Origin of the sequence: Candidatus Poriferisodalis sp., assembly GCF_965262965.1 — a bacterium.
Classification (GTDB): domain Bacteria; phylum Actinomycetota; class Acidimicrobiia; order Acidimicrobiales; family Poriferisodalaceae; genus Poriferisodalis.
The window spans coordinates 1,280,063-1,296,590 of the sequence record NZ_OZ253573.1 but is presented as its reverse complement, the minus strand read 5'-3'; the positions used below and the strand labels follow the sequence as shown (position 1 = coordinate 1,296,590).

The 16,528-nt window shown below is 64.4% G+C and carries 17 protein-coding genes; 6 read left to right on the top strand and 11 right to left on the bottom strand.

The annotated features are described in order from the left end of the window. Nucleotides 1-125 precede the first annotated feature (125 nt). A complete protein-coding gene (locus tag ACQY5K_RS06245; RefSeq protein WP_420623290.1) occupies nt 126-1,619 on the bottom strand; it encodes a hypothetical protein in 1,494 nt (497 codons plus the stop codon). A 489-nt stretch (nt 1,620-2,108) separates the two neighbouring features. Further along, on the bottom strand, nt 2,109-2,576 hold the full coding sequence (locus tag ACQY5K_RS06240; RefSeq protein WP_428121087.1) for an alkyl sulfatase dimerization domain-containing protein: 468 nt from the start codon (nt 2,574-2,576) through the stop codon (nt 2,109-2,111). A 12-nt stretch (nt 2,577-2,588) separates the two neighbouring features. Between ACQY5K_RS06240 and ACQY5K_RS06235 the strand changes: the two genes are divergently transcribed. Beyond that, nucleotides 2,589-3,122 carry a DNA sulfur modification protein DndB gene (locus ACQY5K_RS06235; RefSeq protein ID WP_428121085.1) on the top strand — a complete coding sequence of 178 codons (534 nt, stop codon included), beginning with the start codon at nt 2,589-2,591 and terminating at the stop codon, nt 3,120-3,122. Between the two features lie 151 nt (nt 3,123-3,273). Here the strand turns inward: ACQY5K_RS06235 and ACQY5K_RS06230 are convergent, their stop codons facing one another. The 8 genes from ACQY5K_RS06230 to ACQY5K_RS06195 all read right to left on the bottom strand — a co-directional run bounded on the left by ACQY5K_RS06230 (nt 3,274) and on the right by ACQY5K_RS06195 (nt 10,536). Next, nucleotides 3,274-3,447, bottom strand: coding sequence for a hypothetical protein (locus ACQY5K_RS06230; protein WP_428121082.1), 174 nt, complete (start codon nt 3,445-3,447; stop codon nt 3,274-3,276). Nucleotides 3,448-3,619: 172 nt separating this feature from the next. Continuing rightward, entirely contained in the window at nt 3,620-3,940 is a 321-nt protein-coding gene (locus tag ACQY5K_RS06225; protein ID WP_428121080.1) for a DUF5678 domain-containing protein, read from the bottom strand. Between the two features lie 316 nt (nt 3,941-4,256). Continuing rightward, a complete protein-coding gene (locus ACQY5K_RS06220) occupies nt 4,257-5,564 on the bottom strand; it encodes an alkyl sulfatase dimerization domain-containing protein (protein WP_428121078.1) in 1,308 nt (435 codons plus the stop codon). Nucleotides 5,565-5,667: 103 nt separating this feature from the next. Next, nucleotides 5,668-6,414, bottom strand: coding sequence for an ABC transporter ATP-binding protein (locus ACQY5K_RS06215; RefSeq protein ID WP_428121075.1), 747 nt, complete (start codon nt 6,412-6,414; stop codon nt 5,668-5,670). Nucleotides 6,415-6,416: 2 nt separating this feature from the next. Next, the gene (locus ACQY5K_RS06210) at nt 6,417-7,133 is read right to left on the bottom strand and encodes an ABC transporter ATP-binding protein (protein WP_428121073.1); all 717 of its coding nucleotides are present in this window, start codon (nt 7,131-7,133) and stop codon (nt 6,417-6,419) included. Beyond that, complete coding sequence (locus ACQY5K_RS06205; RefSeq protein ID WP_428121071.1) at nt 7,130-8,119, bottom strand: branched-chain amino acid ABC transporter permease; 990 nt, start codon at nt 8,117-8,119, stop codon at nt 7,130-7,132. Before ACQY5K_RS06205 ends, ACQY5K_RS06210 begins: the two co-directional genes overlap by 4 nt. Before the next feature lie 32 nt (nt 8,120-8,151). Next, nucleotides 8,152-9,078: a branched-chain amino acid ABC transporter permease gene (locus tag ACQY5K_RS06200; protein ID WP_428121068.1), complete on the bottom strand. Its 927-nt coding sequence runs from the start codon at nt 9,076-9,078 to the stop codon at nt 8,152-8,154. A gap of 45 nt (nt 9,079-9,123) precedes the next feature. Beyond that, nucleotides 9,124-10,536, bottom strand: a complete 1,413-nt coding sequence (locus ACQY5K_RS06195; RefSeq protein WP_428121066.1) for an ABC transporter substrate-binding protein — start codon at nt 10,534-10,536, stop codon at nt 9,124-9,126. Between the two features lie 335 nt (nt 10,537-10,871). On the opposite strand from ACQY5K_RS06195, the gene ACQY5K_RS06190 reads away from it, so the two are divergent. Continuing rightward, a complete protein-coding gene (locus tag ACQY5K_RS06190) occupies nt 10,872-11,597 on the top strand; it encodes a hypothetical protein (protein ID WP_428121063.1) in 726 nt (241 codons plus the stop codon). 59 nt (nt 11,598-11,656) lie between these two features. Here ACQY5K_RS06190 and ACQY5K_RS06185 read toward each other — a convergent pair whose 3' ends face one another. Beyond that, on the bottom strand, nt 11,657-12,082 hold the full coding sequence (locus ACQY5K_RS06185; protein ID WP_428121060.1) for a GlcG/HbpS family heme-binding protein: 426 nt from the start codon (nt 12,080-12,082) through the stop codon (nt 11,657-11,659). A gap of 133 nt (nt 12,083-12,215) precedes the next feature. Here ACQY5K_RS06185 and ACQY5K_RS06180 point away from each other — a divergent pair, with 133 nt between their 5' ends. The 4 genes from ACQY5K_RS06180 (at nt 12,216) to ACQY5K_RS06165 (ending at nt 16,483) form a co-directional block, all read left to right on the top strand. Further along, nucleotides 12,216-13,166 (top strand): TIGR03560 family F420-dependent LLM class oxidoreductase, encoded by a 951-nt coding sequence (locus tag ACQY5K_RS06180; RefSeq protein WP_428121058.1) that lies wholly within the window; start codon nt 12,216-12,218, stop codon nt 13,164-13,166. 100 nt (nt 13,167-13,266) lie between these two features. Next, nucleotides 13,267-13,839, top strand: a complete 573-nt coding sequence (locus ACQY5K_RS06175; RefSeq protein ID WP_428121055.1) for a VOC family protein — start codon at nt 13,267-13,269, stop codon at nt 13,837-13,839. Nucleotides 13,840-13,852: 13 nt separating this feature from the next. Continuing rightward, nucleotides 13,853-14,821: a quinone oxidoreductase family protein gene (locus tag ACQY5K_RS06170; RefSeq protein WP_428121053.1), complete on the top strand. Its 969-nt coding sequence runs from the start codon at nt 13,853-13,855 to the stop codon at nt 14,819-14,821. Between the two features lie 96 nt (nt 14,822-14,917). Further along, nucleotides 14,918-16,483, top strand: coding sequence for a 4-hydroxyphenylacetate 3-hydroxylase N-terminal domain-containing protein (locus ACQY5K_RS06165; RefSeq protein ID WP_428121050.1), 1,566 nt, complete (start codon nt 14,918-14,920; stop codon nt 16,481-16,483). The last annotated feature ends 45 nt before the right edge of the window (nt 16,484-16,528 follow it).

Here is a 16,528-nt window from a genome sequence, read left to right as displayed (position 1 = left end):
GCGCGTCGTTCTGCACGACCTCGGTCTCGTCTGGGAGGACACCCCCGATCAACGAGCGCGCGGCACCGTCGAAATCGCGTGTGCAGGCGGGACGTCTTGCACCTACGGCTACTCCATGCCCGTTCTCATGCCCACATTTCGAGAATCCAGCGCACCGCGGGAATCAGCACGATGGCTACGCCTACAACGGTCATCGCTGCTACTGCGATCGTGAATTTCTTGATTGATTTCTGCAGTCTTACGTTCTCGCTTGCGCCGATCAGGGTGCCGATTTGCGTGGCGCGTTCTCGGGTGGCTAGTTCGAATTGCTGTAGCCAAGAAGCCTTGTCGTGGATGTCCTCATGCCGTCGGTCGGCCATTGAGACGGACTCTTCGCCTTTCCTTGGCTCGACGGGGATGAATGTGGGCACGCTGTCACGGAACAGCCGCCGGGCACCGGCATGCTCGGCGAGTTCAACTGCGACAGCAGTCACATCGGCCGCAGCGAGCATCTCGTTCTCGATGTCCTCCAGCACTGCCGCGGCTCGGTCCCGTGACTTGATTTTCTGCAATTGAGTGTTGCGTGCTTTGACTATTTGGGTCGTGCATTCGTCAATCAGCACAGTGATGGCCCAAGCCAAGACGACCTCTCCTGCCTCCAACTCGACGTCTTGGACGCGAGCGGACCTGCTCGATTCTGAATCCTCGCCCATCGCGGCTGTCAGTTCGTCTTCTCGGACCGCCATGGCAGCGTGATGCTGAGACCCGAAAATGGTCCCAAACCGCAGTCCAGCGGTGTCAGCGCTCTTCCACGCATACCAACCGATGTCGATTCCGAGCAGTCCCATGAAGTGGCCCATCGAACCTTCACGCTCAACTTGGGTCGGGAACGGCACAGCCTGACGTGTCGTGATGAGTTCACAGGTCGGCACTCTGCCGTTCTGCGTTCCCGACGAGAAGACTCCCGGAAACTGGTCCCCGAACCAGTCGGTTATGGCCGCTGCGTGTTCATCTCTCAGCCGCTTCAGATCATCCTTTTTCTGATTCGCCGGGTCATAGACGGTGTAGCCCAGACCCTTCGGAATCAGGCTTGATTCACGATCCTGTTGCAGTACTTCGTGAATGGACTTCGAGTGCTCGTCGGTGAGCACGAATCCCACTACCAGCGCTGTCAACGAAGCGCTTACCGAGTGCATCATGGCTTTGGCGTACCGAAACTGCTCTGGCATCGGCACTCTGTACTGAGCGCCGATGGCATAGATCATCTCCTCGGTCGGAGCGAAGGGGTCCAAGTTGAGCCATCCGCCGCTGAAACGCGAAGGGCGCAGACTGCGCAGCCAGTCAGCGGGATCGTGGCGCGACACGCCTTGCCACGGCATGTCACGAGCAAGCCGCTCGAATGAAGATACGAGGCCGTCGAAATGCGACGGCGTGTAGAACTCGACGCCCCAAACGCAATGGAGGTCGACACGCTCGCCTTCGGGTACTGAAGATGATTCGTTCCACTTCGGGTCGATGGCGCGCCAACGCTCCACTTCGGCTTCGTCCTCACTTAGGTGAGGCGCGGTCAGTGGCTCCTTGCGAATGACGAGCCTCTTGAGTCGTCCTTCACGAGTTGGAGTCTCGTCGCTCGTGCTCATCGGTGCTGTCAGTTCCGTCCGCAGGACTCAGCCCGACAAGCCGTCAGGGCGACAGCGACGCTACCCGCGCGACGAGAGCTGCCTACGGCAACGTCGAAGCAAGCCGCGGTGAGACCCGGCACCCTCCCGGCGAGGCGCATTCCCCCAATCTGGCTGGCAGATTCCCGCCTCAGCTACTGCCCCGTGCGATCCCAGCTTCGGCGAGAAGGCCTGTCGGCACGCATGCTTCCCGCCAGGTCGCGTAGTGGGTGCGCTTGCGCTGCCCGTAGCTGGCGGCGTGGGCGATGAATCCGTCTTCGGCGGCGAATCGGCTCGATGCATCCCCAGCAGCAAGACCACTCGGAGCGTAGGAACCGAACAACGAACAGGGGCTACGAAATCCCGGGTTCGCCTTGTCCCCGACAGCGTTTCGGCAGCCATCCCGACCGGCCAAGCAGCCGATCCGACCCCTCATAAGTCAGACCGAAACGCATTCGGGATTCGCGGCACCTAGCTGCCGTCGGCAATCTCTCGGGACTCGGCGGCGGCGGCGCTGAAGATGCCGATCGACATGAGCGAGCGCTCGGCCATCCGTCGAGCATCGTAGATCTCAGCTCGAGTGCCGTGCAGGCTGACGGAGGTCGGGTCGGATGCCACCGCCAGCTCGATCAGGTGGCACGCCAGCTTGAAATCGCCCTCGTCGACCAATTCCTGCGCCCGTGCTGCGATCACCTCAGCACCACCGCCGAGGCGCACCACTTCGCCGGCAAGCTCAGCCTTGGGCGACGGCTTGAGATACGCCGGGTCGAGATCCCACCAACCCCCGTACTGGCGCCAGATGTTGCGAATCACGAACTCGGGCTCGTCGTAGACGGGCCTCATCCAGGAGCGCTCCAGCCACTCCGCTGGCAGCGAAACGCTCTGGAGGATCTCGTCGAGGGACGCGCCCTCGTTCATAAGGTCGATCGTCTGGCTCACCAGCGTCTCCAGATGGACTGCGTGGATGCCGTGGCGTCGTTCAGGGGGCGCACCGACAAGGAACGCGTATCGCTGTCGGTCAGGAACCGGAACTTCGCGACGCTCTCAGGGCTGCAACGCGCCAACACCCAACTGCTGGGCGACATACCCGACGACGCTGACGAAGCGACCGTCGCCGAAGCACGCAACTACGCCATCGACTTCTGGAACCGAGTGACGCAGTTCGTGGAGCCATGGTCGGAGATCGCGGCTGGAACGATGACCTCAATCGAAGCACGCCAGGAATACCTGTCCTCATACACGCTGGTGCTGTGGGCGCTCGGACGCGTCGGCGCTGTGCTGAGAGAACAAGGCATGAGCCTCGACGCCCTTAGCGCCCTCGCCGACGTGGACTGGCGTAAGCGCAATCCCGAATGGGAGGGCATCTGCATCCTCGGCAACAGCATCATCACCAGAACGTCAACACGTGACGCCGCCGGCGAGCTTCTCAAGCACAAGCTCGGGCTTCGACCTGACGCTCCAGATGCAGTGCTTGAGAAGCTCTGAGCCGTCCTGCCCTTGTCGTTCCCCTTACGAGACACCGGTCCCGGCTGGTAGCGCGGACGGAAAGGAAATGGGGATTCTGTGTGGGCGCCGGGACAAGGAGGAATCCTCCGCACCGTCCACGAACCGGCGCACTCGCTCCGTAAGGGTGTCGCTACTGCGGAACGTGAATACGGCAACCGTTGCGGTCAAGCCAGTCGGCTGCGATCTCCAACAGCTTGCACTCGTACTGGCTCAAGTGTCGCGTCCGCTCGTTGCCGTGACGCTCGACAAGCTCCAGCAAGGCTTCCGGCAGCGTCAGCCCTCGGTAAGCCTCGTAGATCGCCACGCCGAGAACTTACCGGCAGCACTCGGTCACTTTCTCCCCGGTAGGTTCCATGCCGTCCGACCCGCTTGGCATCGCTGCCGCTGGGCCGAGCGCGGGCGTGCGACACCAAGTCGAGGCAATTCGACGAGTGCGACTGCGTACGGGCGTTGGTCTGATCTGCTGAAGTCGCCCTTTACGCGGCGCACCGGCTCCCTTCGGCAAGCAGCCAGATGGAATCCTCAACGCATGCATGGTGCAGGACAGCACCGCTGATGTCTTCATCGGCCTCAAGGAGTGCTGCCAATACGTCGTCCGCTGTGTCTCCGTGGGCGACGACCCGCAGGTGCACGATTCCGATCCACTGGTCCGGATACTGCTCCTTGAAGCGTTCGCGGTTGTCCTCCAGGTACCTCTGGTCGGCTTTGAACTGGCGTTCGCCTTCAAGCACGGCCTCCAGACCGCCGACAGATTCAACCATCTCGCGAATTCGGTCCTCGGAAACGACGGTGCTCACCTGATCTCACCTCCGAATCGACACAGCGGGCGAGCATGGCGTCAACCAACCCGCGAGCGTCGGAGCCATGCCTGATGCTGGCCTGTTCCTCGCCTCTCACAACACGAGCCTACTGAAGGCACCGCCCACACCTCTACCAGAGTCGGGAACACTCGGAAACGCAGCAGTAGCGCGATTTTGACCAGCCCTGCGCGTTAGCGAATCGCCGTCAGCATCCCGATTGCACGGCAGTCTTGTCACACCTCGGCGTACGGCACCTGATCACGCCGATCACCCCGCAACGACTCTGCGAAGCCATCGCCGCAGGAGCGCAGGATTAGCTGCTCTCGGCGATATGGCGTGACTCGGCGGCGGTTGCGCTGTAGATGCCGATCGACATCAGCGACGATTCGGCCGCCCGGCGAGCCTCGTAGATCTCCGAACGCACGCCGTGCAAGCTCGCGGACGTCGGGTCAGCGGCCACGGCCAGCTCGATGAGGTGACACGCCAGCTTCAGATTCCCGGCTTCGACCAGCTCCTGGGCCCGCGATGCGAACGCCTCGGCGCCGCCGCCGAGACGCACCACCTCGCCGGCAAGCTCAGCTTTCGGCGACGGCTTGAGATACGCCGGGTCCAGATCCCACCAACCCCCGTACTGGCGCCAGATGTTGCGGATCACGAACTCGGGCTCGTCGTAGACGGGCCTCATCCAAGGGCGTTCCAGCCACTCCGCTGGCAGCGAAACGCTCTGGAGGATCTCGTCCAGCGGTGCGCCCTCGTTCATGAGGTCGATCGTCTGGCTCACCAGCATCTCCAGCGACTCGGCCAGTGTCAGCAGCACCGTGCCGATTCGTTCACGGCCCCGCACCGGGAGGCCGTGCGCTGGGATCAGCAGCTCAGGCTCGAGGGCGTCCATGCGGCGCAGCGCCCGAGCCCACTCCAGCGGGTAGCGCTGCACCTTCTGGGGGTTGCCGGCGTTGGGAAAAACCCACGCCACGAGGTCGCCGGGGCAGATTGCCCGGTGCGAGGGCACCCACGCCCACGTGTGATCGTCGGTCTCGCCCTTGTCGTGGTGCAGCTCAAGGTCGAGCCCTCCCACCGACAGCGAGTCATGCGTGCGGTAGGTGCGCGTCGGCCACAACGCATTGGATGGCAGAAAGCTGTCGTCGTCGAATGCGATGCCCACCCCGCGCTGGCGCAGCCCGAGTCCGAACTGGCGCCGGTTGATGATGAGGTTGTAGCCGTTGGTGGCGTTGTAGCGCTCGAAGCGCGGAATCACGTTGTCGTGCCCGACAACATCAGGCAAAGGCTGGCGGCGCTCGGCCGCATCGGCAGCGAGCGCGCCGCTGCCGCCCACGTGATCGATGTGCCCATGGGTGTACAGCAGCGTGTTGATGCGATCCGCGGACCAGGCCCGCAGCGAGTCCACGACCGCCGCTCCGCTGAACGGCCCGCTGGCGTCCAGGCACACCAAGCCGTCGTCGGTGCCGAAGGCGACCATGTTGCTGAACGCCTCGATCAGCGCCACGTTGTCGTCGATCTCACTGAGTGCGTTGTCGACCCGCACGATCTGCTCGTCGGCCACGCCGGTGTCGATCAGCCGGCTCGACAGCTCGATGGGGTCGATGGTCTTCGATGTTGCCACGACATTTCCTTCGGGTTCGACGGCTTACGGTTCGACGGCTAACGGTTCGAGCGACGGTCTGCGCTTCGTTCTCGATGGCCGTTCGGTCTCGGCCACTGATGCGTCAGTCCTGGAGCAGGTATGCCGAGTGCAGCACCTCGGGTTGGTGGATCAATTCCGCAGCGCTGCCGTCGTAGCGGATGCGTCCGCCCTCCAGCACGTAGGCCTTTGTGGCCAACCCAAGCGCGACCTGTGCGAACTGCTCGATCAGCAGCACGGCCACACCGCTGTTGGCCACCTCGGCCAGCACTGGCGTGAGGCGCTTCACGACAATGGGCGCCAGTCCCAGCGAAAGCTCGTCGACCACGAGCACCTTGGGCCGAGACACCAGTGCCTGGGCCAGCACCACCATCTGCTGCTCGCCACCCGACAGCAATCGTCCGTAGCTCTCCCAGCGGCGATCCAACTCCGGAAAGAGCGACCTCGCGTACTCGACACCGTCGGCAGCAGCCTCAGCGTCGAGCGAGTACGTAGCGACTCGCATGTTGTCGGCCACAGTCAGATCGGTGAGCAGCCGGCGCCCCTCGGGCACGACGGACGCCCCGGCGTGGCGCACTCGTTCTGGCCGCCAGCTGGTGATATCGGTGCCTCCCAGCGTGACCTGGCCTGACCGCACACGGGCCAAGCCGGCGATGGCGGCTGCGAGGCTGGACTTGCCGGCGCCATTCGGCCCGAGCATCGTGGTGATCTCGCCTGGCGGCACCTCGAGTGAGACATCGTGGACGACCGGCCGACCGCCACGGTCGACGGTCAGATCGGCAAGCACCAAGTTTGATGTCGCAGCGCTCTGGGACGCTGTGCCATCAGACACGGTCATACCTCCTCGTCGCCGACGTAGGCGGCAATGACCTTCTCGTCGTGCAACACCTCGGCGGTCGGCCCGGCGGCGACCAGACGACCGAAGTCGAGCACGGCGGTCCAATCACAGCACGCCTGCACCAGCGACATGTCATGGTCCACCAAGATCACTGTGGCCCCCGTGCGCTCAGGCACGCTCCGAATGATCTGTGCGAGTTGTTCAGTTTCTTCTTCGGGCAACCCGGCGGCCGGCTCGTCGAGCAGCACGACTCGTGGTGCGCCCACGATGGCCCGTGCTACTTCAATGAACCGTCGATCACGCTGTGACAGCGTGCGGACGACGGCATCACGCACTTCGGTCAATCCGGTAAACGCCAGCACATCGTCGACAGCGTCTTGCCCTTCGGAGCGCGAGTCTTCAGCAGCGTGCTCGTGCACCGTTCGCACGTTCTCGTACACGGTCAGGCTCTCGATGGTCTGCACGGTTTGAAACGTGCGTCGAACTCCCCAGCGTGCGCGCCGGTAGTCGGTCATCGCGAGCAAATCGACGTCGTCGATCATCACTTGTCCAGCGGCAGGTGTGACGAAGCCCGACATCACGTTGAAAAGCGTCGTCTTGCCGGCGCCATTGGGGCCGATCAGCCCGCATGTGCCACCCGGAAACGTGAGCGTCACCTCGTCGAGCGAGCGGACGCCGCCGAACTGCACGCTGAGGCCGGTGATCTCGATCACTCGAGCAGGCCCTTGCGCTCCATCGACTTCGTCGTCTGGATGAGGTTGATCATGAGACCGATGCCGAAGATGGTCAGGGCGAAGTCGTTCCAGAACTGGTGGCCGATGACGTTCTGGGTCAAGAAGTCGAGCAAGATCTCGGCGAAGAAGGCAGCGAGCACCGCACCCCACAGCGAATTGATGCCGCCCATGAGCACGACCGCGATGAGCAGCAGCGCCGCCTGCCGGTTGAACTCGTTGACGCCGATCGAGTTCTGCACGTGGCCGGCGAACAATCCGCCCGCCACGCCGGCCATGAACGCTGCAAGGCCGAATGCGATCAGCTTGTAGCGGGTGATGTCGATGCCCGAAGCCAGCGCGGAGGGCTCGCTTTGACGCACCGACGCCCAGGCTCGTCCTGGCTTGGTTGCGAGGAAGGCCACTGCCAGCATGAAGACGATGAACGCCACCACCACGGCGAACCGGAAGTAGGCAACGTCGGTCTGGGCGAAGACCGGCCGCCGCACCGGCGTGATCGCAGTGAGCGACGCTGCGACGCCCCGAAATCCGCTGCCTCCGTTGGGCAGCTTCAGCTGGAACAGGATGATCTCAACCCCCACCGCCAGCATCAGCGTCACCAGCGCCAGGTACAGCCCGCTGACTCGCAGCGCGGGCAGGCCGATGAGCACGCCGATCACGGCGGCACCGACGCCGCCGACGATCATGAGCAACGGGTACGGGACGTCGGTCGCGAACGCCAGCCGGACCGTGATCCAAGTGCCGATGCCATAAGGCGCAACTTGGCCGAGTGACACCAGACCCACCCGGCCGTACAGCATTCCCACGCTGGCTGCCACCATCGAGAAGATCGCCATCTGGGTGAAGTTGTGGATCCACGTGGCGTCGAAGATCGACGGCATCGCGAACATGGCGAAGACAAACAGCGCGATGACGATTGCCGGCTGGAATGCCCGATTCGACTGCACGCGCCCGGTAGTGCGCGCCATGTGAGAAAGCACACGCCCGACGGCGCTCTCCATCACGACATCTCCCTGCCGGCCAGCACGACGGTGCGCCGACGCGAGATCCACAAGATCGCAACCACGGAGATCACCACAGGGGTGAGTCGGCGGTAGGTCGCCAGGAATTGCAGGTTTCCGTGGAACGGCGTCAGCACCGACTCCACCACCCCGATCAGGAGGCTGGCGCCGAAGGTGATCCACAGCGATCGCAGCTGGCCGACGATGGCGCCGGCCAATGCCGGGATCACGAACCAGGTGAGCGTGGCCTGGTCCATGCTCTTGAACAGCGACGGCAGCAGCAGGAACACGCAGCCGCACAGGATGCCCGCCCCGAACCATGCCATTGCCTCGACGCGACGAACCGGGACGCCCAACAGGCCCGACGTCTCGCGGTTGTTCGCGATGGCCCGCATCGCGGTGCCGGTTTCCGTGCGCTTCAGGTAGATCCCCACGACGATCACGACTGCGAGAGCGAACAGCAGTGCCAGCACCTGGGTGGTCGTCACGACCGTGCCGCCGACTCTGAACGTCGAATTGGGGAAGTGCATGGAGCGCGGCTTGGACGTGTCCCAGCGCTCTTTCATGATCCCCATCAGGAACAACGCAAGCGCCACCGTGCCAAGCGACTTGGCGAGCGCGTCACGCCGGTCGAGCAATGGCGCCAAGAACCATCCGTAGATCAGGAAGATCAGCGCGCAAACGGCCACGAGCGCCGGGTACAGCAGGATCGCGAATCCCGATGCCCGAGGCTCGGGCAGGATCAGCGAGCCGCCCATCAGCGACCACACGATGTGGACGCCCATCGAGCCGATGGCACCGAACGCCAGGTTCACCACACCGGTGGTGCGGTACAGGACGACGATGCTCGTCCCGGTCACCGCATACATCGCCCCGAATGCCAAGCCCTGAATGATGAAGGGCAGCAGTATCGAAGTACCGGGCATCCGAACCGATGTATGCGGTGTATTTCGGGTCGTGGAGAGGGTGGATCAGCCGCCGGAGCCCAAGCCGCCCGTCCAGTTGTTCGGCTCGTCCGCGGTGAGGCCGCCGGCCCGCTCTGCGTCACGCACGGCGATGAGGATCGGATCGACCTCGGCAATCTCGAAGCAGCCGCTGTCATCCACCATGCGGTCGACGCCGTTGGGCACCACGTTGTAGTCCCAGTTGTTGGGCACATTGCCAAGTGGCAGGCCGCCGAAGTACCACGGCTTGCACAGGTGGTCGGTCTCGAAGTTGGCGACCGCGCCGATCGCTGCGTTGACCGCTACCGGGTCGTCCAGGTCGGCCGGGTCCATTCCGAGCAGGGCGTGCGTGAGGATCTGTCCGGCAACGAAGCCCATCTGCTGGAAGCTGCCGAGCGTCGGGTCGGGGTTGAACTGGGCCGTCACCTGCCGGTACAGCTCCACGTCGTCGCGAGGATCGTCAAGCAGGCTGAACTCGGCGTTGACATTGATCTTGCCTTCCCAAGCGGGGCCGAGCGCAACCGCCACCGAGCTGTCGTTCAGCGGCGTGGACGAACCCCAAAGAACCCGGTCAATCAGACCCTGCTCCTCGGCGGCCTTGAGGATCTTCAGGCCTTCGGGCGGCGTGAAGTTGAGGATCACTCCGCCGCCGTCGCCGGCTCGGTTGACCAGATCGAGCACGATTGACGTGGCATCGGCAAGCGGCACCTCGTGCTGTACGTCTTCCCACTCGAGACCATGCTGTTGGACGTAGATGCCAGCGAGCGAGTTGTAGTAGTGCGAGGTGGGCGTGATGCCAGTTGTGGTCACGATCTTGCCGGTTGCGCCCTTGGCCACCACAGCCTGCGCCGCACCGAGTGCCGAGTAGGCGGGTCCCATGTTGGTCGCAGCAATGCTCGGCGAGCTGAAGCACTCCGCTGGCACACCAGAGACGATGACCTTGTAGCCCTGCTCCTCGTAGTAGCCGGCGTTGACCGGGCAGTCCAGGATCGAGAAGCCTCCAGCGAGGGCCACGACCCGGTCGGTTTCGACCAGCTTGCGAGCAGCAGCCGCAGCGTCCGCAGGATTCAAGTTGTCGTTCTCCCAGACCATCTCCAGCGGGCGACCGTGAATGCCGCCATTGGCGTTCACGCAATCAAAGAACGCCTTCATCATGAGCGGACCGGTCGAGAAGTCGATGCCGGGAACGGAAGTGGTCACGTTGCCGATGACGATCGGTTCACCGGTCGCTTGCTGACCGTTTCCGAGACCGCACGCGAGATGGTCGCCTTCGGCCATGTCGTCGTCGGCCATGTCGTCGCCGGCCATGTCGTCGCCGGCCATCGCCTCGGTCGTGGCGGCAGGTGCCTCCGTGTCGTCTGTGGCGCTGTCGTCATCGCTGGCGCAGGCTGCGGCTACGAGCACTATGGCAAATGCGATTGCTGTCAGTTTTCGAAGCATGGGTGCTTCCCCTCCGTGTGGTGCCCGGGGTCGCACCCGGACGGGAACTCAGGCCTCTCCAGAGGCGGCGTTCCCAGCAGGCGAGGTGTCGGACCTCGCCCAGCGCGGAGTATAAGTCGGTTTGAAGAACTGAGCGCAGTCGGCGAATGTGCCGCAATTGAGGCCGTTGCCCGAGGGAGCGGCACCACAATTGCAACCCGCGCACCCCGGCTATTGCGGCTTGTCGAGAAGTGCAGCGACTCGTTGCGTGGCGCTGCTTGGTTACATTGCTGGCGGCGCGAGACCGTTCAGCGCGCTGTACCTGGCGCCCGTTCGGGCCGAGCAAGGGAGAAACCATGGCTGACCAAGCACACCGCCCGGTGGAGCTCACCGACGACATGCGAATGAAGTTCAACGCAGTCTCTACCGCCACGCTGGCGGGCCAGATGCAGCGCCGGGGAATGCAGAACAGCTTCCTGAACGGTCTGCGGCCACTCAACGCGGGACAGCGGATGCTGGGCTATGCGCACACGCTGCGTTTCGTGCCTAAGCGTGAGGATTTCGAGCGCCGCATGCAGGGTCCCAACGCCCAGCGGCAGGCCGTGGAGTCGATCGAGCCCGAAGAGGTGCTCATCGTTGAGGCCCGTGGCGAGCCGCACGCCGGCACGATCGGCGACATCTTCTCGATGCGCGTGAAGCACCTCGGCGGCGCCGGCTTCATCACCGATGGTGCCCTGCGTGACACGCCTGCGGTGGCCGAGGTCGGCCTGCCCGTGTACCACCAGTCGTCCCACGCAGCGACGCTTGGCCGGCTGCACACGCCGCTCGATCACCAGGTGCCGATCGCGTGCGCCGGTGTCACGGTGTTTCCGGGCGACATCATCGTGGGTGACGGCGAAGGTGCCGTAGTGATCCCGGCACTTCTCGCCCCCGAGGTCGCCAACGACTCCTACGCCCAGGAGATCGAAGAGGAATGGGCGATCGAACGGGTCGCTGCGGGCGAGAGCTCGATCGGCGTGTTCCCGATCTCGAAGGATCGGCGCCCCGAGTTCGAGGAGTGGCTGGCCAAGCGCCAAGGCTGAGCTCGCCCGGCAGGGCCAGCAGCGACGAACGGGTTGGGCTGATCTAGCCGGCCGCTGATCTAGCCGGTCACTGCGGCGGCGCCCGCTTGGGCCACCTCGGTGTCCTCGTCAGCCGAGCCGCCAGACGCACCGATGGCACCCGCCAAGGTGCCGTCCACAAAGATGCCGACGCCGCCCCCGAACACGATGAGTCTCGGGGTGTGCGTGATGCCGTGTACCAACGCAGGCTCGTCCTTGATGAGATCCCACCATGCGCCGCTGGGCATGCCGCCGAATCCGGCGACCGTGAAGGCCTTGTTGAGAGCGATGCCAACCGACAGCCGGGGAGCGCCATCCATGCGGGCAGTTGCGATGGGATCACCCGCCGCGTCCGTGACGGCGATGCAGAAGCGCTTGCCCATGGCCTCGGCCGCCTCGAGCGCCGCATCGAGTGCCTTACGGGCGCCGACGAGGGTCAACGACTTCGAGTCAGTGGTGTCTGGCATGGCGAATTCCGGCCTCCGTTGTGGGATGGGCGCCGAGATTACGCTTCGGAGCGCACCGATACTGCCGAGCACCACGTCGTGCGACGGATGGATGACGAATGGTTGCGGTGGCCGCCGGGAAGGAATGTGAGCAATGGACGTCGGGATCATCATCGGAGAGGCCACGCCACTGGGATGGGAGCGGTGGCGGCACATCTGTCGGCTCATCGAGCGGCTGGAATTCCATTCGCTGTTCCGGTCGGACCACTACTTCAACGGCAAGCAGAAGGACGCCATCGACGTCTACCTGTCGTTCGCCATGGCTGCCACCGAAACCGAGCGGATCCGATTCGGCCCTCTCGTCACCCCGGTCACATTCCGTGAGCCCGTCAACGTCGGCCGCATGGCCCAGCAGCTCGACTCGCTCTCAGGTGGCCGCTTCGTCATGGGCCTCGGCGCGGGCTGGTACCCCGATGAGCATGAGATCTACGGAATCGACTTCCCGCCTGGACCTGAGCGCTACGACCGGCTCGAAGAGGCGATCGCGCTCATGACCGAGCTGTGGTACTCCGATTCGGGCACGTTCGAGGGCACCCACTATCGGATCAGCGGCACGAACTCGAAGCCTCACCCGCCCGCTGGACGACCGCCGATTCTCATCGGGGGCACCGGCCCGCGGCGCACGCTGCGCATCGCCGCCGAGCATGCACACGAGTGGAATGCCACCCCGCTCGACCTCGACGACTACCGGGCCGCCAACGAGGCCCTGGCGAGGCACTGCGAGGACTTCGGTCGTGACCCCGCGGACATTCGCCGTTCGATGCTCATCTTCGCCACCATCGGCCCCGACGAACACCAAGAAGGCATGGCCTTGCAGCGCTTCTTGGACATGATGGCCCCCGAGGGCTCGGGCATCAGCCTCGAGGACGCCATTGCGGCTGGCCACGGCCCGTGGCGCGGCTCGGTGGGCCAGCTCGTCGACCATGTGGGGCAGTTGCGAGATGTCGGCCTCGACGAGGTGGTGTTCGAGCACTTCTGTCATGAGGACGACACGATCCCGGAGTGGATCGCCGCCGAGGTCAAGCCTCGACTCGAGGCGCTCTGAGCGCAGTCAGCTTTCTCCGTTCACGGCGAGTGGGGCTAGGCTCGGCGCAAGGAAGCTGCGGTCGGACCTAGGCACTGGTCGCATGTCCAGGGGGTAGCCCATGAGCGAAACCATCAACAAACGCAGCACTGCGGTCACGCCTCGGGGCGTGAACCACCTCGTGCTCAACGTCCGCAACATGGAGGAGTCGCATCACTTCTGGTGCGACCTGCTGGGCTTCAAGCAGGTCGGGGCGCTGGATCCCGACAAATACGACGTTCCCCCCGTGAAGATGCAGTTCTACAGCGGCGTTGTCGACGACGTGAATCACCATGACGTGGCCCTGGTCGAGCTTGCGAACCTTCCGGCGCCGCCCGAGAAGTGGGACATGTTCGACAGCGCGTGCGCGGTGAACCACATCGCCATCTCCTATCCCGACCGGGAGTCCTGGTTGGAGCAGGTGCAGTTCCTCAAGGAGAACGACGTCTCGATGAACCTGCGGGTCGACCATGGCATGACCCACAGCGTCTACATCAACGATCCCAACGGATACGGCGTCGAGGTCCTCTACGAGTTGCCAGCCGAGGTGTGGGAACACGACATCAATGGCGCTCTCAACTACGCCAAGATGCTGCCTGAAGAAGACCTGCTGGTCGACACCACCGACTACGAGACGAACTTCAGCAACGCCTGAGCCTGCTGCGCGCATGCGAGCGATACAGGTAACGGAACCCGGCGGGCCCGAAGCTCTCGTCTGGACCGAGGTGGACGACCCGGTCGCCGACGCAGGGACGGTCGTCGTCGAGCTTGAGGCTTCGGGCGTCAACTACATCGACACCTACCACCGCAGCGGTCTGTACCCCATGCCGTTGCCGTTCATCTCGGGCGTGGAGGGCGCGGGCGTCGTCGCCGAGGTGGGCGACGAGGTCGAAAGCCTCGCGGTTGGCGATCGGGTGGCTTGGACGTCCCACACGGGTTCATACGCGCAGAAGGCGCGGGTGCCGGCCGGCGTGGCAATCGTGCTGCCCGAGGGCATCAGCACCGAGTTGGGCGCGGCGACCATGTTGCAGGGCATGACCGCCCACTTTCTGGCCTGCGCCACGTTCCCGTTGGAGCCCGGGCATCGCTGCCTCATCCACGCCGGCGCTGGTGGCGTCGGGCTGCTGCTCATCCAGATCGCCAAGCTCCGCGGCGCCGAGGTCTTCACGACCGTCAGCACGCCCGAGAAGGCTGAATTGGCGGCGGGCGCCGGTGCCGATCACGTCATCAACTACCGCGACGAGGACTTCGGCGACGCCGTGGAGCGCATCGCCGGCCCCCGGCCGCTCGACGTCGTCTTCGACGGGGTGGGCGCTGACACATTCGAGCGGGGCCTGGAGATCCTGCGGCCGCGGGGGATGATGGCCACCTTCGGCAATGCTTCGGGACCGGTGCCGCCGCTGGCACCGCTGCGGCTGTCCACCGGAGGGTCGCTGTTCCTCACCCGGCCGACGCTTGCTCACCACACGCTCACCCGCAACGAGCTCGAGGGACGGGCGGGTGACCTGTTCGGATGGATCGCCGAGGGCCGCCTCGACGTGCGTATCGGCGCACGCTTCGCGATGGCCGATGCGCGCAGCGCCCACGAAGCCCTGCAAGGCCGGGCCACCACCGGGAAGGTACTGCTCATCCCCTAAAATGAATGAACTCAGTATTGTGTCGAGGCAAATCGCCATGTCACGCCCTGCGTTATGGTCAGGGACCGCATCCCGGGAGACTGGACAGGGGGAGTCATGAGCCAAACAGTCGAGACATGGTCGCCGATGACCGGCGACGAGTACGTCGAGAGCCTGCGCGACGGGCGCACGGTGTACTTCCACGGCGAGAAGGTGCGTGACGTCACGACGCACCCAGCGTTCCGCAACAGCGTGCGTTCGATCGCTCGCCTGTACGACGCACTGCACGATCCTGACCAGCAGGACGTGCTGATGTGCGAGACGGACACCGGCTCCGGCGGCAAGACGCACAAGTTCTTCCGAGTGCCCCACAGCGCAGACGACCTTGTGGGCGCCCGGGACGCCATTGCGGGCTGGCAGCGCCTGACCTACGGATGGATGGGCCGCAGCCCCGACTACAAGGCCTCGTTCCTGGGCACGCTCGGAGCGTTCCCTGAGTTCTACGGCGACTACTACGACAATGCCCAGTACTGGTACAAGCGCTCCCAAGAAGAGGTGTCGTACTGGAACCACGCCATCGTCCATCCACCGGTGGACCGCCACCTTGGCGCCGATGAGGCCGGCGAGGTGTGCATGCATGTCGAGCGGGAGACTGACAACGGCCTGATCGTGTCGGGCGCCAAGGTGGTTGCTACCGGTTCGGCGCTGACGCACTACAACTTCATCGCCCACTTCGGCCCGGTCCCGATCCAGAAGCCCGAGTACGCCATCGTCTGCACGACGCCGATGGACTGCGAAGGCGTGAAGCTCATCTGCCGCAACTCCTACGAGCTGCAGGCCGCAGCGACCGGCAGCGTGTTCGATTACCCGCTTTCGAGCCGGCTCGACGAGAACGACTCGATCCTGGTGTTCGACAAGGTGCTCATCCCCTGGGAGAACGTGTTCCTGTACGGCGATCTCGAGACCGCCAACAACTTCTTTCCCGCGTCAGGCTTCATCCCCCGCTTCACGTTCCACGGCCTCGCTCGGTTGTGCGTGAAGCTCGACTTCATTGCGGGTCTGCTGTCGAAGGCGCTTCGGGCCACCGGCACCCGCGACTTCCGGGGGGTGCAGGCAAACCTGGGCGAGGTGATCGCCATCCGCAACCTGATGTGGGGGCTGAGCGATGCCATGTGCAAGAGCCCCGATCCGTGGGAGAACGGCGCGGTGCAGCCATCGCTGATCTACGGCATGGCCTACCGGACCTTCACGCCCTACTTCTATCCGCGGGTCAAAGAGATCATCCAGTCAGTGGTGGCCTCTGGCTTGATCTACGTGAACTCCAACGCGGCGGACTTCAAGTCCGACGAGATCCGGCCGTATCTCGAGAAGTACGTGCGGGGGTCCAACGGCATTCCGGCACTGGACCGGATGAAGATCATGAAGCTGCTCTGGGACGCCACTGCCAGCGAATTCGGCGGCCGCCACGAGTTGTACGAGCGGAACTACGCAGGAAACAGCGAACAGATCAGGTTCGAGAACCTGGCGGTGGCCGACTTTGAGATCCCAGGGATGGGCTCCATGACCCAGATGCTCGAAGGCTTCGCCGAGCAGTGCATGGCCGAGTACGACCTCGACGGCTGGACGATCCCCGGCTTCTTCAATCCCGATGACGTGTCGATCGTCGGGCGCGATCTGGGCTGAGCGCCCCCCAATACGGCCAGCGCGGTCCGGGCGGCCCGGATCGGG